Origin of the sequence: Endozoicomonas numazuensis (genome assembly GCF_000722635.1) — a bacterium.
Taxonomy (GTDB): domain Bacteria; phylum Pseudomonadota; class Gammaproteobacteria; order Pseudomonadales; family Endozoicomonadaceae; genus Endozoicomonas_A; species Endozoicomonas_A numazuensis.
In genome coordinates this window covers 487,106-503,089 of sequence record NZ_JOKH01000001.1, presented here as the reverse complement: position 1 = coordinate 503,089, position 15,984 = coordinate 487,106, and the positions used below count along the sequence as shown (strand labels likewise).

12 protein-coding genes are annotated in these 15,984 nt (G+C 47.7%); 1 reads left to right on the top strand and 11 read right to left on the bottom strand.

The features are described 5' to 3' along the window. Positions 1-6 precede the first annotated feature (6 nt). Positions 7-1,074: a uroporphyrinogen decarboxylase gene (gene hemE / locus GZ78_RS02195; protein ID WP_034832427.1), complete on the top strand. Its 1,068-nt coding sequence runs from the start codon at positions 7-9 to the stop codon at positions 1,072-1,074. Positions 1,075-1,157: 83 nt separating this feature from the next. On the opposite strand, the gene GZ78_RS02190 is transcribed toward hemE, so the two are convergent. The 11 genes from GZ78_RS02190 to dsbD all read right to left on the bottom strand — a co-directional run bounded on the left by GZ78_RS02190 (position 1,158) and on the right by dsbD (position 15,884). Then, positions 1,158-3,626 carry a response regulator gene (locus tag GZ78_RS02190; protein ID WP_081869633.1) on the bottom strand — a complete coding sequence of 823 codons (2,469 nt, stop codon included), beginning with the start codon at positions 3,624-3,626 and terminating at the stop codon, positions 1,158-1,160. A 338-nt stretch (positions 3,627-3,964) separates the two neighbouring features. Next, positions 3,965-5,248, bottom strand: coding sequence for a phosphoribosylamine--glycine ligase (purD, locus tag GZ78_RS02185; protein ID WP_034832422.1), 1,284 nt, complete (start codon positions 5,246-5,248; stop codon positions 3,965-3,967). Between the two features lie 293 nt (positions 5,249-5,541). After that, entirely contained in the window at positions 5,542-7,128 is a 1,587-nt protein-coding gene (gene purH, locus GZ78_RS02180; protein WP_034834020.1) for a bifunctional phosphoribosylaminoimidazolecarboxamide formyltransferase/IMP cyclohydrolase, read from the bottom strand. Positions 7,129-7,403: 275 nt separating this feature from the next. Beyond that, positions 7,404-7,706: a DNA-binding transcriptional regulator Fis gene (fis, locus tag GZ78_RS02175; protein WP_034832419.1), complete on the bottom strand. Its 303-nt coding sequence runs from the start codon at positions 7,704-7,706 to the stop codon at positions 7,404-7,406. Further along, positions 7,703-8,695, bottom strand: a complete 993-nt coding sequence (gene dusB / locus GZ78_RS02170; protein ID WP_034832417.1) for a tRNA dihydrouridine synthase DusB — start codon at positions 8,693-8,695, stop codon at positions 7,703-7,705. Before dusB ends, fis begins: the two co-directional genes overlap by 4 nt. Positions 8,696-9,185: 490 nt before the next feature. Then, positions 9,186-10,031 carry a DUF3426 domain-containing protein gene (locus tag GZ78_RS02165; RefSeq protein ID WP_034832415.1) on the bottom strand — a complete coding sequence of 282 codons (846 nt, stop codon included), beginning with the start codon at positions 10,029-10,031 and terminating at the stop codon, positions 9,186-9,188. A 316-nt stretch (positions 10,032-10,347) separates the two neighbouring features. After that, complete coding sequence (prmA, locus tag GZ78_RS02160; protein WP_034832412.1) at positions 10,348-11,235, bottom strand: 50S ribosomal protein L11 methyltransferase; 888 nt, start codon at positions 11,233-11,235, stop codon at positions 10,348-10,350. Positions 11,236-11,425: 190 nt separating this feature from the next. Next, complete coding sequence (gene accC / locus GZ78_RS02155) at positions 11,426-12,769, bottom strand: acetyl-CoA carboxylase biotin carboxylase subunit (protein WP_034834018.1); 1,344 nt, start codon at positions 12,767-12,769, stop codon at positions 11,426-11,428. Between the two features lie 10 nt (positions 12,770-12,779). Further along, complete coding sequence (gene accB, locus GZ78_RS02150; protein ID WP_034832411.1) at positions 12,780-13,238, bottom strand: acetyl-CoA carboxylase biotin carboxyl carrier protein; 459 nt, start codon at positions 13,236-13,238, stop codon at positions 12,780-12,782. 219 nt (positions 13,239-13,457) lie between these two features. Continuing rightward, on the bottom strand, positions 13,458-13,904 hold the full coding sequence (aroQ, locus tag GZ78_RS02145) for a type II 3-dehydroquinate dehydratase (protein WP_034832408.1): 447 nt from the start codon (positions 13,902-13,904) through the stop codon (positions 13,458-13,460). Positions 13,905-14,042: 138 nt separating this feature from the next. Continuing rightward, the gene (gene dsbD, locus GZ78_RS02140; RefSeq protein WP_034832405.1) at positions 14,043-15,884 is read right to left on the bottom strand and encodes a protein-disulfide reductase DsbD; all 1,842 of its coding nucleotides are present in this window, start codon (positions 15,882-15,884) and stop codon (positions 14,043-14,045) included. Between the last annotated feature and the right edge of the window lie 100 nt (positions 15,885-15,984).

Genomic DNA, 15,984 nt, shown 5'->3' with positions numbered 1-15,984 from the left:
AACCTCATGACTGAGCTGAAAAATGACCGATTTCTGAGGGCTTTGCTGAAAGAGCCTGTTGATGTCACACCTGTTTGGATGATGCGTCAGGCTGGGCGTTATCTACCTGAATATCGGGAACTCAGAAGTAAAGCCGGTGATTTTATGTCGCTTTGCATGAATCCTGAGTTGGCGTGTGAAGTCACGATTCAGCCGCTGGAGCGTTTTGATCTGGATGCGGCTATCTTGTTCTCGGACATTCTGACTATTCCTGATGCAATGGGCTTGGGGCTGTACTTCGAAACAGGTGAGGGCCCAAGGTTTAAAAAGCCGGTACGTACAGCGTCGGATGTTGAGGCTCTGTCAGTGCCGGATCCGGAAAAAGATTTGGGCTACGTCATGGATGCTGTTCGAACCATTCGGACAGAATTAAATGGTCGTGTTCCTCTGATTGGTTTTTCGGGCAGTCCCTGGACTCTGGCTACCTATATGGTTGAAGGGGGGAGTAGTAAGGACTTCCGTCGTATCAAGGCTATGATGTTTGATCAGCCTGCTGTTCTCTCGCAATTGCTGGATGTGCTGGCTGACTCCGTCATTGAGTATCTTAATGCTCAGATCAAGGCGGGTGCTCAAGCTGTGCAGATTTTTGATACTTGGGGTGGAGCGCTTTCACCTGAGTGCTACAAGGCATTTTCTCTGAAGTACATGGAGAAGATTGTGTCGGGTCTGATCAGAGAGCATGAAGGTAGAAAAGTACCTGTCATTCTCTTTACCAAGAATGGTGGTCAATGGCTTGAATCAATGGCTGCAACAGGCGCTGATGCACTGGGTTTGGACTGGACGACTGATATTTCTGATGCGCGTCAGCGTGTGGGAGATAAAGTGACCTTGCAGGGGAATATGGATCCATCTGTACTCTATGCCTCTCCGGATCGGATACGAGCTGAAGTCGCGAAAATATTAAGTGATTTTGGTCCGGGCGAAGGGCATGTTTTTAATTTGGGTCACGGTATTCATCAATTTGTAGAGCCGGATCGAGCTAAAGTTTTTGTCGATGCCGTTCACGAACTGTCTGCTCAATACCACACACAATAATCCATCTGATCCTCAAGTGAGTGGTTGAGCGTCGGCTTTTAAGCTTAAGTCTGATTAGCTCTTGGCCTGATGGCTATCTGTCATCAGGCCATCTCTATTTCTTCATTCTGGCGGACTTCTCCTAATGCCTGGGAAAGAGCCTTCTGTAGTGTTTTACGTCCAGCAGGTTTTGTAAGAAAGGCGCTAACGCCTAATCTCTCTGCACGCTGCTTGCCGGGTGGGTTTGTAGCGCCAGTGAGCATGACGATTCTGGGGATTTCTATCTGGTTGTTTTCCTGTAATCTTTCCACCATCTGAATACCGTTCATTCCTGGCATGTGGTGGTCAAGAATGATGACGTCAAATGCTCGACCAAGGTAGGCTTCGTTACGAATCATGGCCAGTGCTTCCCGGCCGTCTTCAGCGTCCAGAGTACTGATGCCCATCAGGGCGCATTGCTGAGCCAGAACCTGTCTGCAGGTTTTATTGTCATCTACGATCAGTGCCTTGATATTTTTATGAGAGAACATGGGTTGTTCATCGTGATTAAGGGCACTTGTTGTTTGTTGTTTATGCGGTATGGCAAACCAAATGTGTGTGCTGCCCTGATTCATGATGCCAAACTGACCAGACATAGCCTCAATTAATTTGATGGCAATATACAAGTGCATGCTGATATCAGCCCTTTGCTTGGCCTCAGAGTAGCTGAGCTTACTGATATCATCTACCAGGTTCAGACTTTGTTGTCCCTGACTATAGGTGGCCTGAAATAGTATGTAGCCATCCTTTCTTTCTTGTTGTTTGTCGGGCTCATAGTCTGGCAATAATGAGGTCTGATTGACTGAAACCATGACTTCACTGTTTTCTGTGTGGCTGAAGATATGACTCAGTATGCCTTCCAATATAAGTGATAACTGACGTATGTCTGTTTCGCTGATATCAGGCACGTCAGGATGTACAAAGCTAATGAGTTCGGTGTTGAGTTGTTCTGCACGAAACCGGAATTTATATAGACTGTCATTCAGAAATTCATTGATGTCATAAGGTTTGATTTCAAGGCTGCTTTCTCTTTGCTCCAGTTTCCACGCTTCAGAGAGTAGATTGATGAGATTGCTGAGTTCATTGCCCGCATATCTCAGGGTTTCAACATAGTTTTCCTGTTTGGGGGTCAATTGCGTGCTTTGCAGTAATTCAGACATACCCAATACCCCATTCAAGGGGGTTCTGAGTTCATGTCCCATCGCGTTGAAAATATCGTTGTCATTTGTGATTTGGGTGATGGGAGCGGGGCTGACAGTATTGGTTCGTGCAAGGTCAGAGTCTGCATATAAATGTTCCCGGTTTCCGAAATAAAAACTAAACGCGAGAATGGTAAGAGAGGTGATTTGAAGTAGCATCCAAATGGCTGCAATCGGGTTGAAATCTATAACGCCAAGAATGGCCAGGGACGCTATCAGGTGAATAATGGCATATGGTGTGGAAAGCCATACAGGTACAGTCAGTGCGCCTGGCGCTCTGGTAAACAGGCTGCAATACCAGATGACCTGAGTCGTTATCAGGTTGATCAGCAAACTGTGCTCCAGTGAAACAGAAGCACCCGTTAAAGTCAGTATCAGTAGCGATGCTGAGATAATGGAAAGCGTATTAAAGCAGTATATTAATTTGGTGCTATTACCCGATAGGCTAACTCGAGCCATTTGACTCAAAAGGATCGTGCCAGTGATTAATGAAATGTTCATGGTCAGGTGTTGTAGCCACCCAGACTCGAACCAATTGACATGAACCAGTCCCTGCCAGCTGATCAAAAATACTGGTCCCATGAAGCAAAGGCATGCCAGATAGATATGGGCCTTTTGGCGATATTTAAACCAGTTAAATGTGTTCATCATAAACATGACGAGAAACAGAGCCAGTAGCCAACCTGTTTGCCAGTTTGCATATTCCTGATCCTGGAGGAGTACACTGGGGGACTTCAGGGAGGCATGCAGACTGTCTGCAGCTGCCGCAGGTATCTTAACAAACACATCCTGCGCCTGATTTATATAAGGGGTCAGGTTGTATAGATATATATTGCTGCTAGCTTGTCGCCCACCTGGTAATTGTTGGTGATATCCCTTTCCTGCAATGTAAGCCTTTAGAGAGACACCGGGTGGTGGTCGAAGTCTCAGTACAGGCATTGGCTCGACATTGACGTCTTTAGGCAGAGTGATCTTTATCCAGGCTGTTCCTTTCTTGGTCGTGAAGTACAGGCGTTCTTTTTGCCAAGGTGCAAACCGAAATAAATAATCCGGTGTGTTGATCTGATCAAGATCCAGAGTGCTGTCCGGGTCAATGAATATGCTTGAGGAAGGCTCAAGGTTGATAGAAACGTTATAAGGCTGCTGATCAGGTGAATATTCATTGCTGGATGCTACTGAGCCATATGTGGACAGTATCAGTAAAAATACAGTTCTGGCCCAGAATCGAAGCCTGTCATGAAGTAGTGACTCTGACTCTGTGCATGAGTGAGGTCGGATGACAATGGATAATAGGCGGTTGAATACAACTCTCATAATATTTATTGAAAATTCCATTTTTCCATTGGCGATGAGTATACCGTAAGCGGCTTTGTGAAAAAGTGAAATTGTTGCAGTTTTTACGTAATTTTACCCTGAAAGATCATTTAATCTATGGGAAGAGGTGACTTTCTTCTTCAGGTTTCTCTATTGCATGACAGGTCGCGTCTATGCCTGCCAGGATTATAAGTGTCTGACTTTCCAGAGCGTTACTTTCTGGCGATGGCAGAACGGTTAAGTTCAAGCAACAGGTTTTAGAGTTTAATGGACGTCTATTTGGGTTGGAATGAGGTTTGAGTGAACGTGCCTTCCTGTATTGGAGCAGCTCTTATTAGCTGCTCCACAGGACAGAGTGTTTACTGTTCTCTGCTTATAGCTCGGTAGCCAATATCAGTCCTGAAATATGCACCATCCCACTGGATTTTAGCGGTGGCTTGATAGGCTTTTTCCTGTGCCTCACTAACGCTGTTTCCAAGAGCCGTGACGCAGAGTACACGACCACCGTTGGTGAGTATTGCATCGTCTTCCAGTTGTGTGCCGGCATGGAATACTTTGCAGTCGGCTGAATTGGCTTCGTCGATGCCAGTAATTGTATCGCCTTTACGGTATTTCTCAGGATAGCCGCCAGCAGCAAGAACCACCCCTAAAGCGGTTCTTTTATCCCACTGCGCCTCAACTTGATCCAGCTTTTCTGTTGAGCCAGCCAGGCATAGCTCGGTCAGACTTGATTGCAGGCGCATCATGATAGGCTGTGTCTCTGGATCACCAAAGCGACAGTTGAATTCGAGAACTTTTGGGACTCCCTCTGAATCGATCATCAAGCCCGCGTACAGGAAACCTTTATAGGTGTTGCCTTCAGAAGCCATGCCTTCCACAGTTGGGATGATCACTTCCTGCATAGCGCGGTCATGTATAGCGGAAGTGACCACTGGTGCGGGAGAGTAGGCGCCCATGCCACCTGTGTTAGGACCCTTGTCACCATTGTCTCTGGCTTTGTGGTCCTGGCTGGTGACGAGAGGCAGGATATTTTTGCCATCGACCATAACAATAAAGCTGGCCTCTTCACCCTGAAGAAACTCTTCAATGACGACTCTGTGTCCCGCTTCTCCGAAGGCATTGCCTGCCAGCATGTCATCGATTGCTGAAAAAGCCTGCTCTTCTGTGTCTGCGAGAATAACGCCTTTACCGGCTGCCAGTCCGTCTGCCTTTACTACAATAGGCGCGCCCTTTTCACGGACATAGGCTTTGGCTTGATCAATATCAGTGAAGTTCTGGTATTCTGCAGTAGGAATGTTATGACGAGCCAGGAAGTCTTTGCTGAACGCTTTTGAGCCTTCCAGTTGTGCAGCATTTTGAGAGGGGCCAAAGATGGTGAGGCCAGCTTCTTCAAATCGGTCAACCACACCCGCTACTAGAGGCGCTTCGGGGCCTACAATCGTCAGACTAATGCTTTCTGCACGGGCAAAATCAACCAGCTTTTCGATTTCGAGAACATTAATGCTGATGTTGGTAATGCCAGGTTCAAGTGCTGTGCCTGCATTGCCCGGAGCTACAAACACCTGCTCTACATTGTTGTCCTGAATGGCCTTCCATGCCAGGGCGTGTTCACGCCCGCCACTGCCGATAATGAGTACTTTCATAAGTTTGCCTGTCCCCCGGGAATCTGGTTGTGGTGGATGCCAGCCAGATTCTCTAGTAATCAAACTGCTGTGAGCCAGTATGCTGGCTCACAGGGATAATGAGCGACCATAGCCTTCTACTGGTCATTCATTGAATGAAAAAGAGACACATTGTGTGTCTGTAGGAGCCTGGTTGAGAATTTCGTCCGAGCATAAATTTCAGCAGAACGAATCACTGCCTTAATCGCTCTGGGCAGCTCTGTTCTTTCTGAATTTTATGCTGGACTGTCTATTCTTGTCAGGCTCCTGGGTTATCAATGGCGGAAGTGTCTGACGCCAGTGAATACCATGGCAATGCCTGCTTCATTTGCGGCATCGATAACTTCCTGATCTCTCATTGAGCCGCCTGGCTGAATGACAGCGGTAATACCAGCACTGGCTGCTGCGTCAATGCCATCCCTGAAGGGGAAAAAGGCATCAGAAGCCATTACCGATCCACGAACTTCCAGGTTTTCGTCAGCTGCTTTGATGCCAGCAATGCGGGCGCTGTAGACCCGGCTCATCTGACCTGCGCCTATACCAATGGTTTGATGGTTTTTGGCGTAAACAATGGCATTAGATTTAACAAATTTGCCCACTTTCCAGGCAAACAGCAGGTCGTTCAGCTCTGCTTCTGTTGGCGTTCTTTCCGTAACCGTTTTCAGTTCCTGAGCGCTGGTCACCTTGATGTCGGTGTCCTGGACCAGTAGTCCACTATTGACACGTTTGAAGTCCAGAAAGTGTTCTGCTGTTTCCGGTAGGGTGCCACAGCACAGAAGCCTGATATTCTTTTTGTTCTGAAGAATGATTTCAGCTTCGCTGTCGATTTCAGGTGCAATGATGACTTCTACAAATTGGCGGTCAATGATGGTTTTAGCAGTGACTGCGTCCAGCTTTCTGTTAAATGCAATGATGCCGCCAAAAGCAGATGTAGGGTCGGTTGTATAAGCCCGGTTATAGGCTTCCAGAATGTCTGTACCAATCGCTACGCCACATGGATTGGCATGCTTAACGATGACGCAGGCTGGTGCTTCAAAAGACTTGACGCACTCAAGAGCAGCATCAGTATCAGCAATGTTGTTAAAGGAAAGAGACTTGCCTTGAACCTGCTGAGCGCTGGAAACGGTGCCAGCGGGTGCAGAATCTTCTATATAGAAAGCGGCTTTCTGATGAGGGTTCTCGCCATAACGCATGTCCTGCACTTTCTTGTACTGGCGGTTAAATGTGCGAGGAAAGGCTTCTGGTTCTTCTTTGTTGCCTGTCAGTGTGCCGAGATAGTTGGCAATGGCACCATCATAATGGGCAGTATGTTCAAAAGCCTTCACTGCCAGGTCAAAACGAGTAGCTGCGGAAACAGAACCGTTGTGTTCATCGAGCTCGGTGAGTACCCGGGAATAGTCCCCTGTATTCACAATAATGGTCGTGTCTCTGTGATTCTTGGCTGCAGATCGAACCATGGTAGGTCCACCAATATCAATATTCTCAATTGCCATTTCCAGCGTGCAGTCGTCTTTGGCTACTGTTTGCTCAAACGGGTAGAGATTGACCACAACCAAGTCGATCGGTTGAATGCCGTGTTCGGTCATGACAGCTTCATCCTGACCTGAGCGGCCCAGAATCCCACCGTGTACTTTGGGGTGTAGAGTTTTGACCCTGCCATCCATCATTTCCGGAAAGCCGGTGTAGCTGGAGATTTCCACAGCGGGAATATCGTGCTCAACCAGCAGCTTATATGTGCCGCCAGTAGAGAGGATTTCTACGGAGCGTTGGTGCAGTGCCTGGGCAAATTCTACGATGCCGGTTTTGTCTGAGACACTGATCAGGGCTCTCCGAAGAGGTGGCTGTTCGAAATCGTCTGCCATCATTCCTTTACTCACTGAAAAACGTTGCCTGAAAAGCTGACTGATTCTAGCTGGATTTGACCTTCTTCGCAGCATCCGATTCATGGGAAAGGCAGGAAATACGGAATTATTGATGCTGCTTTTGAACAAAAGTGCAGTTTTCTGCGATCAAGGTCGCCTTATTGGGCTCTGGGGATGGGTATCGGGAAGGTATTATTTCTATCTGTATTAGGCAGAAAGTGCATAAAGTCGTATTCATGTCATAAGGCAAAATACGACTTTAAAAGCAGGGAGGGCTACAGCAGGTCGTATTGCTTCAGCTTCTTTCTAAGTGTTCCTCGGTTCAGGCCAAGCAGGACAGCTGCTTTAGTCTGGTTGCCCTTGACGTAAGTCATAACGGTTTCCAGAAGAGGAGCCTCTACTTCAGACAGGACCATCTGGTAAACATCGGTTACCTCTTGTCCATCCAGGTGACTGAAATAGTTATTCATAGCTTTTTCAACGCTGTCGCGGAGTGTCTGTGTTTCACTCTCGATAGGGCTGGTCAGTGCCTGTCTATTGACAGATTGTTCGTCAGTAATAATATGGGGTGCCGTCATGCTGCAATATCCTTGTGATGACCTAAGGTTTGAAAATACTCCAGTATGCAGTTTTCTTGTTCTTCTGCAGACTCCAGACTGTTAAAAAGTTTGCGAAGCTTGGAGCCTGATGGACTGGCCTGCAAATACCAGCCAACGTGTTTTCTGGCGATACGTACGCCTTGCACTTCACCATAAAATTCGTGAAGTGCAGAAAGATGGTCCAGCAAAATGGACTGAATTTCTTTGTTTTCTGGTGCGGGCAGATGATCACCGTACTTGAGATAGTGATTGATTTCCCTGAATATCCAGGGTCTGCCTTGAGCTGCCCGACCTACCATAACGGCATCTGCTCCGGTGAGTTCCAGTACCGTCTTTGCTTTTTCTGGAGAGGTAATATCACCGTTGGCAATTACCGGAATTTCCAGGGACTCACAAATCCGGGCAATGGTTTCGTATTCAGCGTCGCCTTTATACATGCACTGGCGGGTCCTACCGTGTACTGCGAGTGCCGAGATGCCGCAATCTTGAGCCATTAGGGCTATGTCGAGGCCATTTCTGTTCTCGGGGCTCCAGCCAGTTCGTGTCTTGAGAGTTACAGGGATATCAACGGCCTGAACGACTGACTTTAATATACGTTCTACCAGCTCTGGCTCTCTCATTAGTGCTGACCCGGCAGCTTTATTGCAGACTTTTTTGGCGGGGCAGCCCATGTTGATATCAATGATCTGTGCGCCTCGTTCCTGATTCAGTCGGGCGGCCATTCCCATTTGTTCAGGGTCGCTACCTGCTATCTGAACAGAGCGCGGTTCAAACTCTTCGGCATGGTGGTCCATTCTCAGTCGAGATTTTCGTGTGTTCCAGAGCTTTGGATTGCTGGTCACCATTTCTGAGACGGCCATGCCCGAACCCATTTTCAGACACAGTTGTCTGAAAGGACGATCTGTTACTCCGGCCATGGGGGCCAAAATAACCGGGTTTTTAATAGTGTATGGACCAATCTTTAACAAGGTGGTTTGCCTCAATCCAGCATTAGAACTGCCTGGAGCGGATAAAAAGTCTGGGACTATTTAAATCGCTGCCAAGAATTGTGAAAAAAGCAAGTGGTTGATCTTGCGGTATTTTTAAACATTGATACGACTTTCAGCTTCTCCTTGTGGGAGATCAGGCAGACGTAGCCAGATATAATACTCTGTACAATTTTTAGACGAAAGGGGGTTCTATTGTGGGCTCTGACTGGAATAGCACTTACGTTCAGGAGCAGTTATCACCACATACCAGTGTCCTGTTGGATAATATAACCTTACCAAGACCCTTATATAGTGACTTGTGTGGGAAAAACCTCAAGTACTAATTTGAGTGATCTGAGTGTTTTTTGATCTGGATCAAGTACTTACAGGCTTGTAGCAAGTACCTATTGCGTTTTTGTAAGTGCGGGTTCGAGATACCCCTATCTGTAAAACACTACAGAAATAGGGGTTTTAGGCTTTTTGCCTTTTTTCAGGATTGCTTGATAGGTAAAAAGCGAAGCTGGTAGTTCGTTGCTCCGTTGCCGGGGTCAACGATTTCTATGCTCAGTCTGATGGGTTGTCCGCTGGGCATTTCTCTTGATCCTGCCAGAGCGCCCCCCAGGTATTCTCTGGGTCGAAAGCGTCTGCTGGCCACAGGCTGGCCATTGATGTCTGTAAAGGTCAATTCGAGTTGTGGCCAGGGTTGGGGAAATGTGGCCTCATTAATGATCACAGAGTCCACGACCAGCCCTGTATCCTGTTCAGGGTGGCTGCGAATATGCAGCTGCAGGCTTTTTATGGCTTTGGCATCAACCAGGGCTGGCAGGGAGCAATTCAAGTATTGACAGCTGAGTGTATAGGCAGGCCTCAAGCGAGGGTCGAGTGAAAGCTGATCTTTATTGAACCAGGCATATTGCCCCACGAGCGTTAGCGAGGCGAGGAGTATGAGAGCTGTCCAGCCCAGCAGTTTCAGTGAGCTTCTTCTCTGTTCTTCATCTACTTCAACGTGTTCTTTATCTAGAGTTTCCAGAAATGAGTGAAATTGGTGCTCTTCTTTCCCTGAGGGTTCAGTTGTTTTTGTTGTATTGATTTCAGGCTTGTTGTCCTGGGAGGGGCTTTGCTCCGGTGTTTTGGTGGCTTTGCTCGTCTGTTTTTCTGTGGCCTGGGTTTGTAATTTCTTTTCTGGGGCAGGGTCACTGTTCATCTGGGAGCGAGCGTCAAAAACCTCGAGACAGGAGCCACATCTTACAGAGCCGCTGGCAGCTCGTAATTGTGCCTGAGTGACTTTAAAAGAGGTCTGGCATTTTGGGCAGCGAGTAATTCGAGAGCTTGTCATGAAGCCTGTATACGTTACTGTCTTAATTGAATGATGATCATTAGATCAAAGAGCTGCAAAGGATGTCTACTGCTCAAAAGGTAAAATGTCCTGATCAGTAGTCTGAAATGAGCTTTGTATCAAAAAATGACTCAATAGAATCAATAATACTCCCTGATTACGGCTCTTAGGAATAGTCCTGAAATAACTTCCTTATTCAAATCTGCTCAAAATCCGTTCGGGCTGAGCTGGTCGAAGCCCAATGCCATAACCCTTCGACAGGCTCAGGGCGAACGGAGTCCGGGTGAAAATCGGGAAGTTATTTTGGGACAAATCCTTAGTCTTTTCGTGTGCCGGTGACCAGTATCCAGTCTTCGTTGTGTACTACTGGCTCCAGGTCAAACCATTCAGAATAGGTACTCACGATGCTCTCTTTCTGTTCTGAAAGGATGCCAGAAAGTGCTATTTTTCCGCCATTGTTGAGGTGGCCTGCTAGTTTGGGGGCTAGTTCTACCAAAGGGCCAGCGAGAATGTTGGCAATGACGACGTTAGCTTTATCTTCTGGTGCCTGATCAGGTAGATATACTTTCAATTTTTCAGGAGCAATCTTGTTTCTCTCGGCATTATCTACCGTGGCTTCCAGTGCCTGAGGATCAAGATCAACCCCGGTCACTGTTTTAGCGCCCAATAATAGTGCGGCTATAGCCAGAATCCCAGATCCGCAACCATAGTCGATAACGGTCTGGTTTTCGAAACTATCCTGTTTTTCCAACCATTCGAGACATAACGCTGTTGTTGGGTGGGTGCCTGTTCCAAAGGCCAGTCCAGGGTCTAGCATCAGGTTGATAGCGTCAGGTTCTGGAATCTCTTTCCAGCTTGGGCAGACCCAGAGCTTTGTTCCAAACTGCATGGGAACGAAATGGGTCATCCATTCTCTTTCCCAGTCTTTGTCTTCAACGATTTCAATCTTGTGGCTCGGAAATGGGGTTTGCTGGTATTGGGACTGCAAGTGCTCTATTACAGAGTGCATTTCTGTATGGGCATCAAAGAGGCCGATGACCATGGTGTGGTGCCATAACGGAGTGCTGCCTGGTTCAGGCTCAAACAGGGGTTGGTCTTTACCATCCTGAAGAGTTACAGCACTGGCTCCGGCTTCCAGAAGCAAGTCTTCCAACTCTTCAGCATGATCTGAAGAGGTATCTAATTTGATTTGTATCCAGGGCATGAGTATGGGCTTACAGATAGGGAGTGGGAGGCGAAGTCAGGAGTCTGGCCGAGAATAGACGGCTCGGCCTAAAGTCCAATCCACCAAGTCGGACTCATTCTAGCTGATTGGAGGAATGGGACAAAGGGGATTGCGAAAGAAGGAGGGAGAAGCTCTCTGAAAAGCTGCTTTCAGAGAGCTGGGGGAGGTATCAGGCGTCTTCCAGTTTCTTTTCCAGGTAATGGATGCTGACGCCTCCTTCCTGGAAATTTTTGTCTTTCACCAGATCCTGATGCAGTGGAATATTGGTGCGGATACCATCCACAACCGCTTCATCCAGAGCATTTCTCATTCTTGTCAGGGCAGTCTCACGATCAGGGCCGTAAGTGATGATCTTGGCAATCAATGAGTCATAGTAAGGAGGAATGCTATAGCCGCTGTACAAGTGGGAATCGACACGGACACCGTTGCCGCCTGGAGCATGGAACTGGTTAACCAGGCCTGGAGACGGCATAAAGGTTTTGGGATCTTCGGCGTTGATTCTGCACTCAAATGCATGCCCCTGAAGTTCAACTTCATCCTGGGTAATGCTGAGTGGTAAACCACTGGCAATGCGAATCTGCTCCTTGACAATGTCCACTCCGGAAATCATTTCCGTTACTGGGTGTTCAACTTGAACACGAGTGTTCATTTCAATGAAATAGAATTGGCCATCTTCGTACAGGAACTCAAAGGTGCCAGCCCCGGTGTATCCAATTTCTGTACAGGCCTTTGTGCAGGCCGCTGCAACTGTGGCTCTGGCGTCTTCATCAATGCCGGGTGCAGGTGCTTCTTCAATCACTTTTTGGTGGCGACGCTGTAACGAACAGTCTCGGTCACCCAGATGAATAGCGTTGCCGTGGCTATCGGATAGTACCTGAAATTCAACGTGGCGAGGGTTTTCCAGGAATTTTTCCAGATAAACAATATCGTTATTGAAGGCTGCTTTGGCTTCAGATTGGGTCAGGCTTATTGAGTTCAGCAGAGCCGATTCTCGATGAACGACTCGCATACCACGACCGCCGCCGCCACCCGAAGCTTTAATGATGACTGGGTAGCCAATGCGGCGGGCTATTTCCAGTGTGCGTTCATCATCGTCTGTGATTGGGCCGTCAGAGCCCGGGACCGTTGGAACTCCGGCTTCTTTCATGGCGGCAATAGCGGATACCTTGTCACCCATAAGACGAATAACGTCAGGTTTGGGGCCAATAAAAGTAAATCCGCTGCGTTCTACCTGTTCGGCAAAGTCGGCATTTTCAGAGAGAAAGCCGTAGCCAGGGTGAATGGCATTCGCATCAGTCACTTCTGCAGCGCTGATAATGGCAGGAATATTCAGGTAGCTTTCAACAGGACTGTTAGGACCAATGCAGACGGACTCGTCAGCCAGACGCACGTGCATCAGGCTCTCGTCTGCCTTGGAATGCACGGCAACGGTCTTGATGCCGAGTTCTTTACAGGCCCGCAATACCCTCAGGGCTATTTCACCCCGGTTGGCGATTACGATTTTATCCAGCATGGCATCTGTCTCAGACAATGGTGAACAGGGGCTGGTCGTATTCAACGGGCTGCCCGTTTTCAACCAGAATAGCTTCGATGGTGCCTGATTTGTCGGCCTTGATCTGATTCATCATTTTCATGGCTTCGACAATGCAGAGAACATCTCCTTCCTTGACATGCTGTCCCTGTTCGGCAAAGAGCGGCGAGCTGGGTGAAGGGGCTGTGTAGAAAGTACCGACCATTGGAGATCTGACCTGATGACCGGACAATTCAGGTTTGGCTTCAGCCGCTGCAGGAGCTTCAGATGCTGCAGCAACAGGTGCAGGTGCTGCAGCAGGTATTACCTGTGGGGCGGCAATGGCGGCCACTGGAGCATTCTGGGAATAACGGCTGATGCGAACAGACTCTTCACCTTCGTGAATTTCCAGCTCGTCTATACCAGACTCTTCCAGCAGCTCAATGAGCTTTTTTACTTTTCTGATGTCCATGGTCAATCTCAAATGCTGTTGGACAGGGTGAACCTGCCCTGTGGTTAATAGGATGTGTTCATTGGCGCACTACATCATGCCGCCTTGATTGTTTTTACCGTAAAAATCATTTTATTCCCGAAGAGTAAAAATGATTTTCTGCGCTCATGGCTGTTTTAGCCTTAAAGCAAACCGGTTATGCAGAAGCGCGTTTGATTGATGAGTCCGAAGGGGAGGTCATCAAGGCTTCTGATTGAGTTGGTCCAGGGCGTAGGCCAGACCGAACTCGTAGCCTTTGGGTCCAAGACCTGCGATAACACCTTCAGCGACATCACTGAAATAGGAGTGATGTCGGAAAGCTTCCCGTTGGTGGACATTGGACAAGTGAACTTCAACAAAGGGGATGGCAACACCCAGCAGGGCATCTCTGATAGCAATACTGGTATGAGTAAAAGCCGCAGGGTTGATGATGATGAAATCAACACCGTCCTCAGAAGCTTTGTGAATCCGTTCTATGAGCTCATGCTCAGCGTTACTTTGAAAGCAGCTGAGCTGGTGGCCAGCTGTTTGAGCCTGTTGGGTCAGAATCTGGTTGATCTGTTCCAGTGTGGTGGCGCCATACACGCCTGGCTCTCTGGTTCCCAGTAGATTCAGGTTTGGGCCATTCAGAACAAGTATTGTTGCCATCAGTATCCTCTCATAATGGCATGCATTGTGCCGCAATGAAATGAAAGGGTCTAGTTCGTGCGTGTTACTGAACGTTAACGCCAGTTACCAAGCATTTCAGAGCTAGATAAGCTTACAATGATCATGCTGGATTCATGCTTATGGTGAAAGGGTCAGGTTCAGCTTTTTCTGGAGCTCTGAGGAAGTGATTTCCCCCAGAGAGCGAAGTTCATTGCGCTCCTGGCCATTGATATCGAAGAAGAGCAAAGAGGGAGGGCCAAACAACTGATAACTGTTTAACCAATCAAGCTGTTCAGGGGTATTGGCGGTGATATCGAACTTGATCAAGTGCCAGTTATTTATGTTGACGCTGGAGAAAGCATTGGGAAAGACTTCTCTTTCCATGACTTTGCATGAAATACACCAGTCAGCATACACATCAATCATTGCTACTTTGCCATTCTTTGTGGCTATTTCCAGTTGTCTGGAGAGAGCTTCAATCGTTGTAACTTTTTGAAAAGAATAACCTGTTGAGAGCCTATCAATAGGCTGGTTGGCCATTGACAGAGGTTGAAGTGGGTTTTTCTGACCTTGGGCTGCTCCAATGATCAAAAGAGAGCCGTAGATCAAGAGAATAACCCCGAGAGCCTGGAGAAATAAAGCGCTTCCGTTTTTTTTGCTGAAGTCTAAAGCACCAAGGCAAATTGCACCTCCAATAGCTAGAGACCCCCACAAGAATAGAGTCATCGGGGCGGGAATAACCCGTTCCAACATCCAGATAGCAACACCTAGCAAGAGGAAGCCAAATAGCGATTTGATATTCTCCATCCAGCTGCCGGCTTTAGGTAAGAGGCTTTTACCACCGAGACCAATCAAAATCAGTGGAAGCCCCATTCCCATGCCAAGAGCCAGCAGGGAGAGCCCACCCATCAGTGCGTCTCCAGTTGTACTGATATAAATCAGAGCTCCTGCCAGCGGTGCCGAGACACAAGGAGAGACTACCAGTGCAGAAAGAACCCCCATAACTGCAGCACCGTAAAGGCTTCCTGGCTTTTGGTGTTGTTTGTTGAGGCGATCTCTGAGTTTTTCTGGCAGTTGCAGTTCATACAGTCCGAACATACTGAGAGCCAGTAGTACGAAGAGTATGGAAAAGGGGATCAATAGCCATGGGGACTGAAGTTTTGCCTGCAGATTAAGGCTGGCTCCGAACAGGCCCATTAAGGTACCAGCCAGAGCAAAGGTGACTGACATGCTCAATACATAAGCGATCGAAAGTGAGAGCGTTCTCTTTCGACTGGCTCCCTGTGATGCCGCACCAACCAGCAGGCTGGAAAGAATAGGAATCATTGGGAGCACGCAAGGAGTGAAAGTCAAACCCAGGCCTGCCAGTAAAAACAGCAGAAGCGTCACGGAAAACGCTTTGCTTGAGTCCTGTCCAACGGTTTCAGAGATGGTCAGGCTTGTACTGCTATCTGAAGTGGTCTCAGCTGATTTAATCGTTTCTGCACTGACAATGTGAGGATTTTTAACAGAAATGTTGAGCGTATGGGGTGGGTAGCAGAGGCCTGCATTAGCGCAGCCCTGAAATCTGATCTGGAATTGAGGTTCTGTCTCAGAACTCTGGACGGGTACTCTAATCGTGACGTTTTTAGAAAAAACCTCCATGGTTTCTTCAAAATTGACGTCATATTTTTCTTTCCCTTTGGGAAAGGCAGGCTGACCTAGCCGGGTTGAACTTCCATTACTAGTAAAGTTGAAACGATCTTTGTAAAGGTAATGCTCAGGTGTTACCAGAAAATGCAACAGCAATGTTTCGTCTTCAATTTCTGCTTCCAGCTGAAATGCTTCTTCTACAGGTATAAACGACTGGGTTTCTGATGAACGGCTATTCAGTAGTTGATCCAGGTTGGCCATTGCGCTGCTGGAAAAAGCCCAAATAAAAAGAATGAGGAAGAAGGTCGACAAGTAAGGTGTTTGTTTGCATCTGAATAGCTGAACCATGGAAAACCGACTGTTCTTGTTTCTGGTTCTTTTATTGTGGAGTGAATCAGCTGGGATGCAAGCCCTTGGAAAGTTTTGGGGGTACTAATTAGTGCTGAAG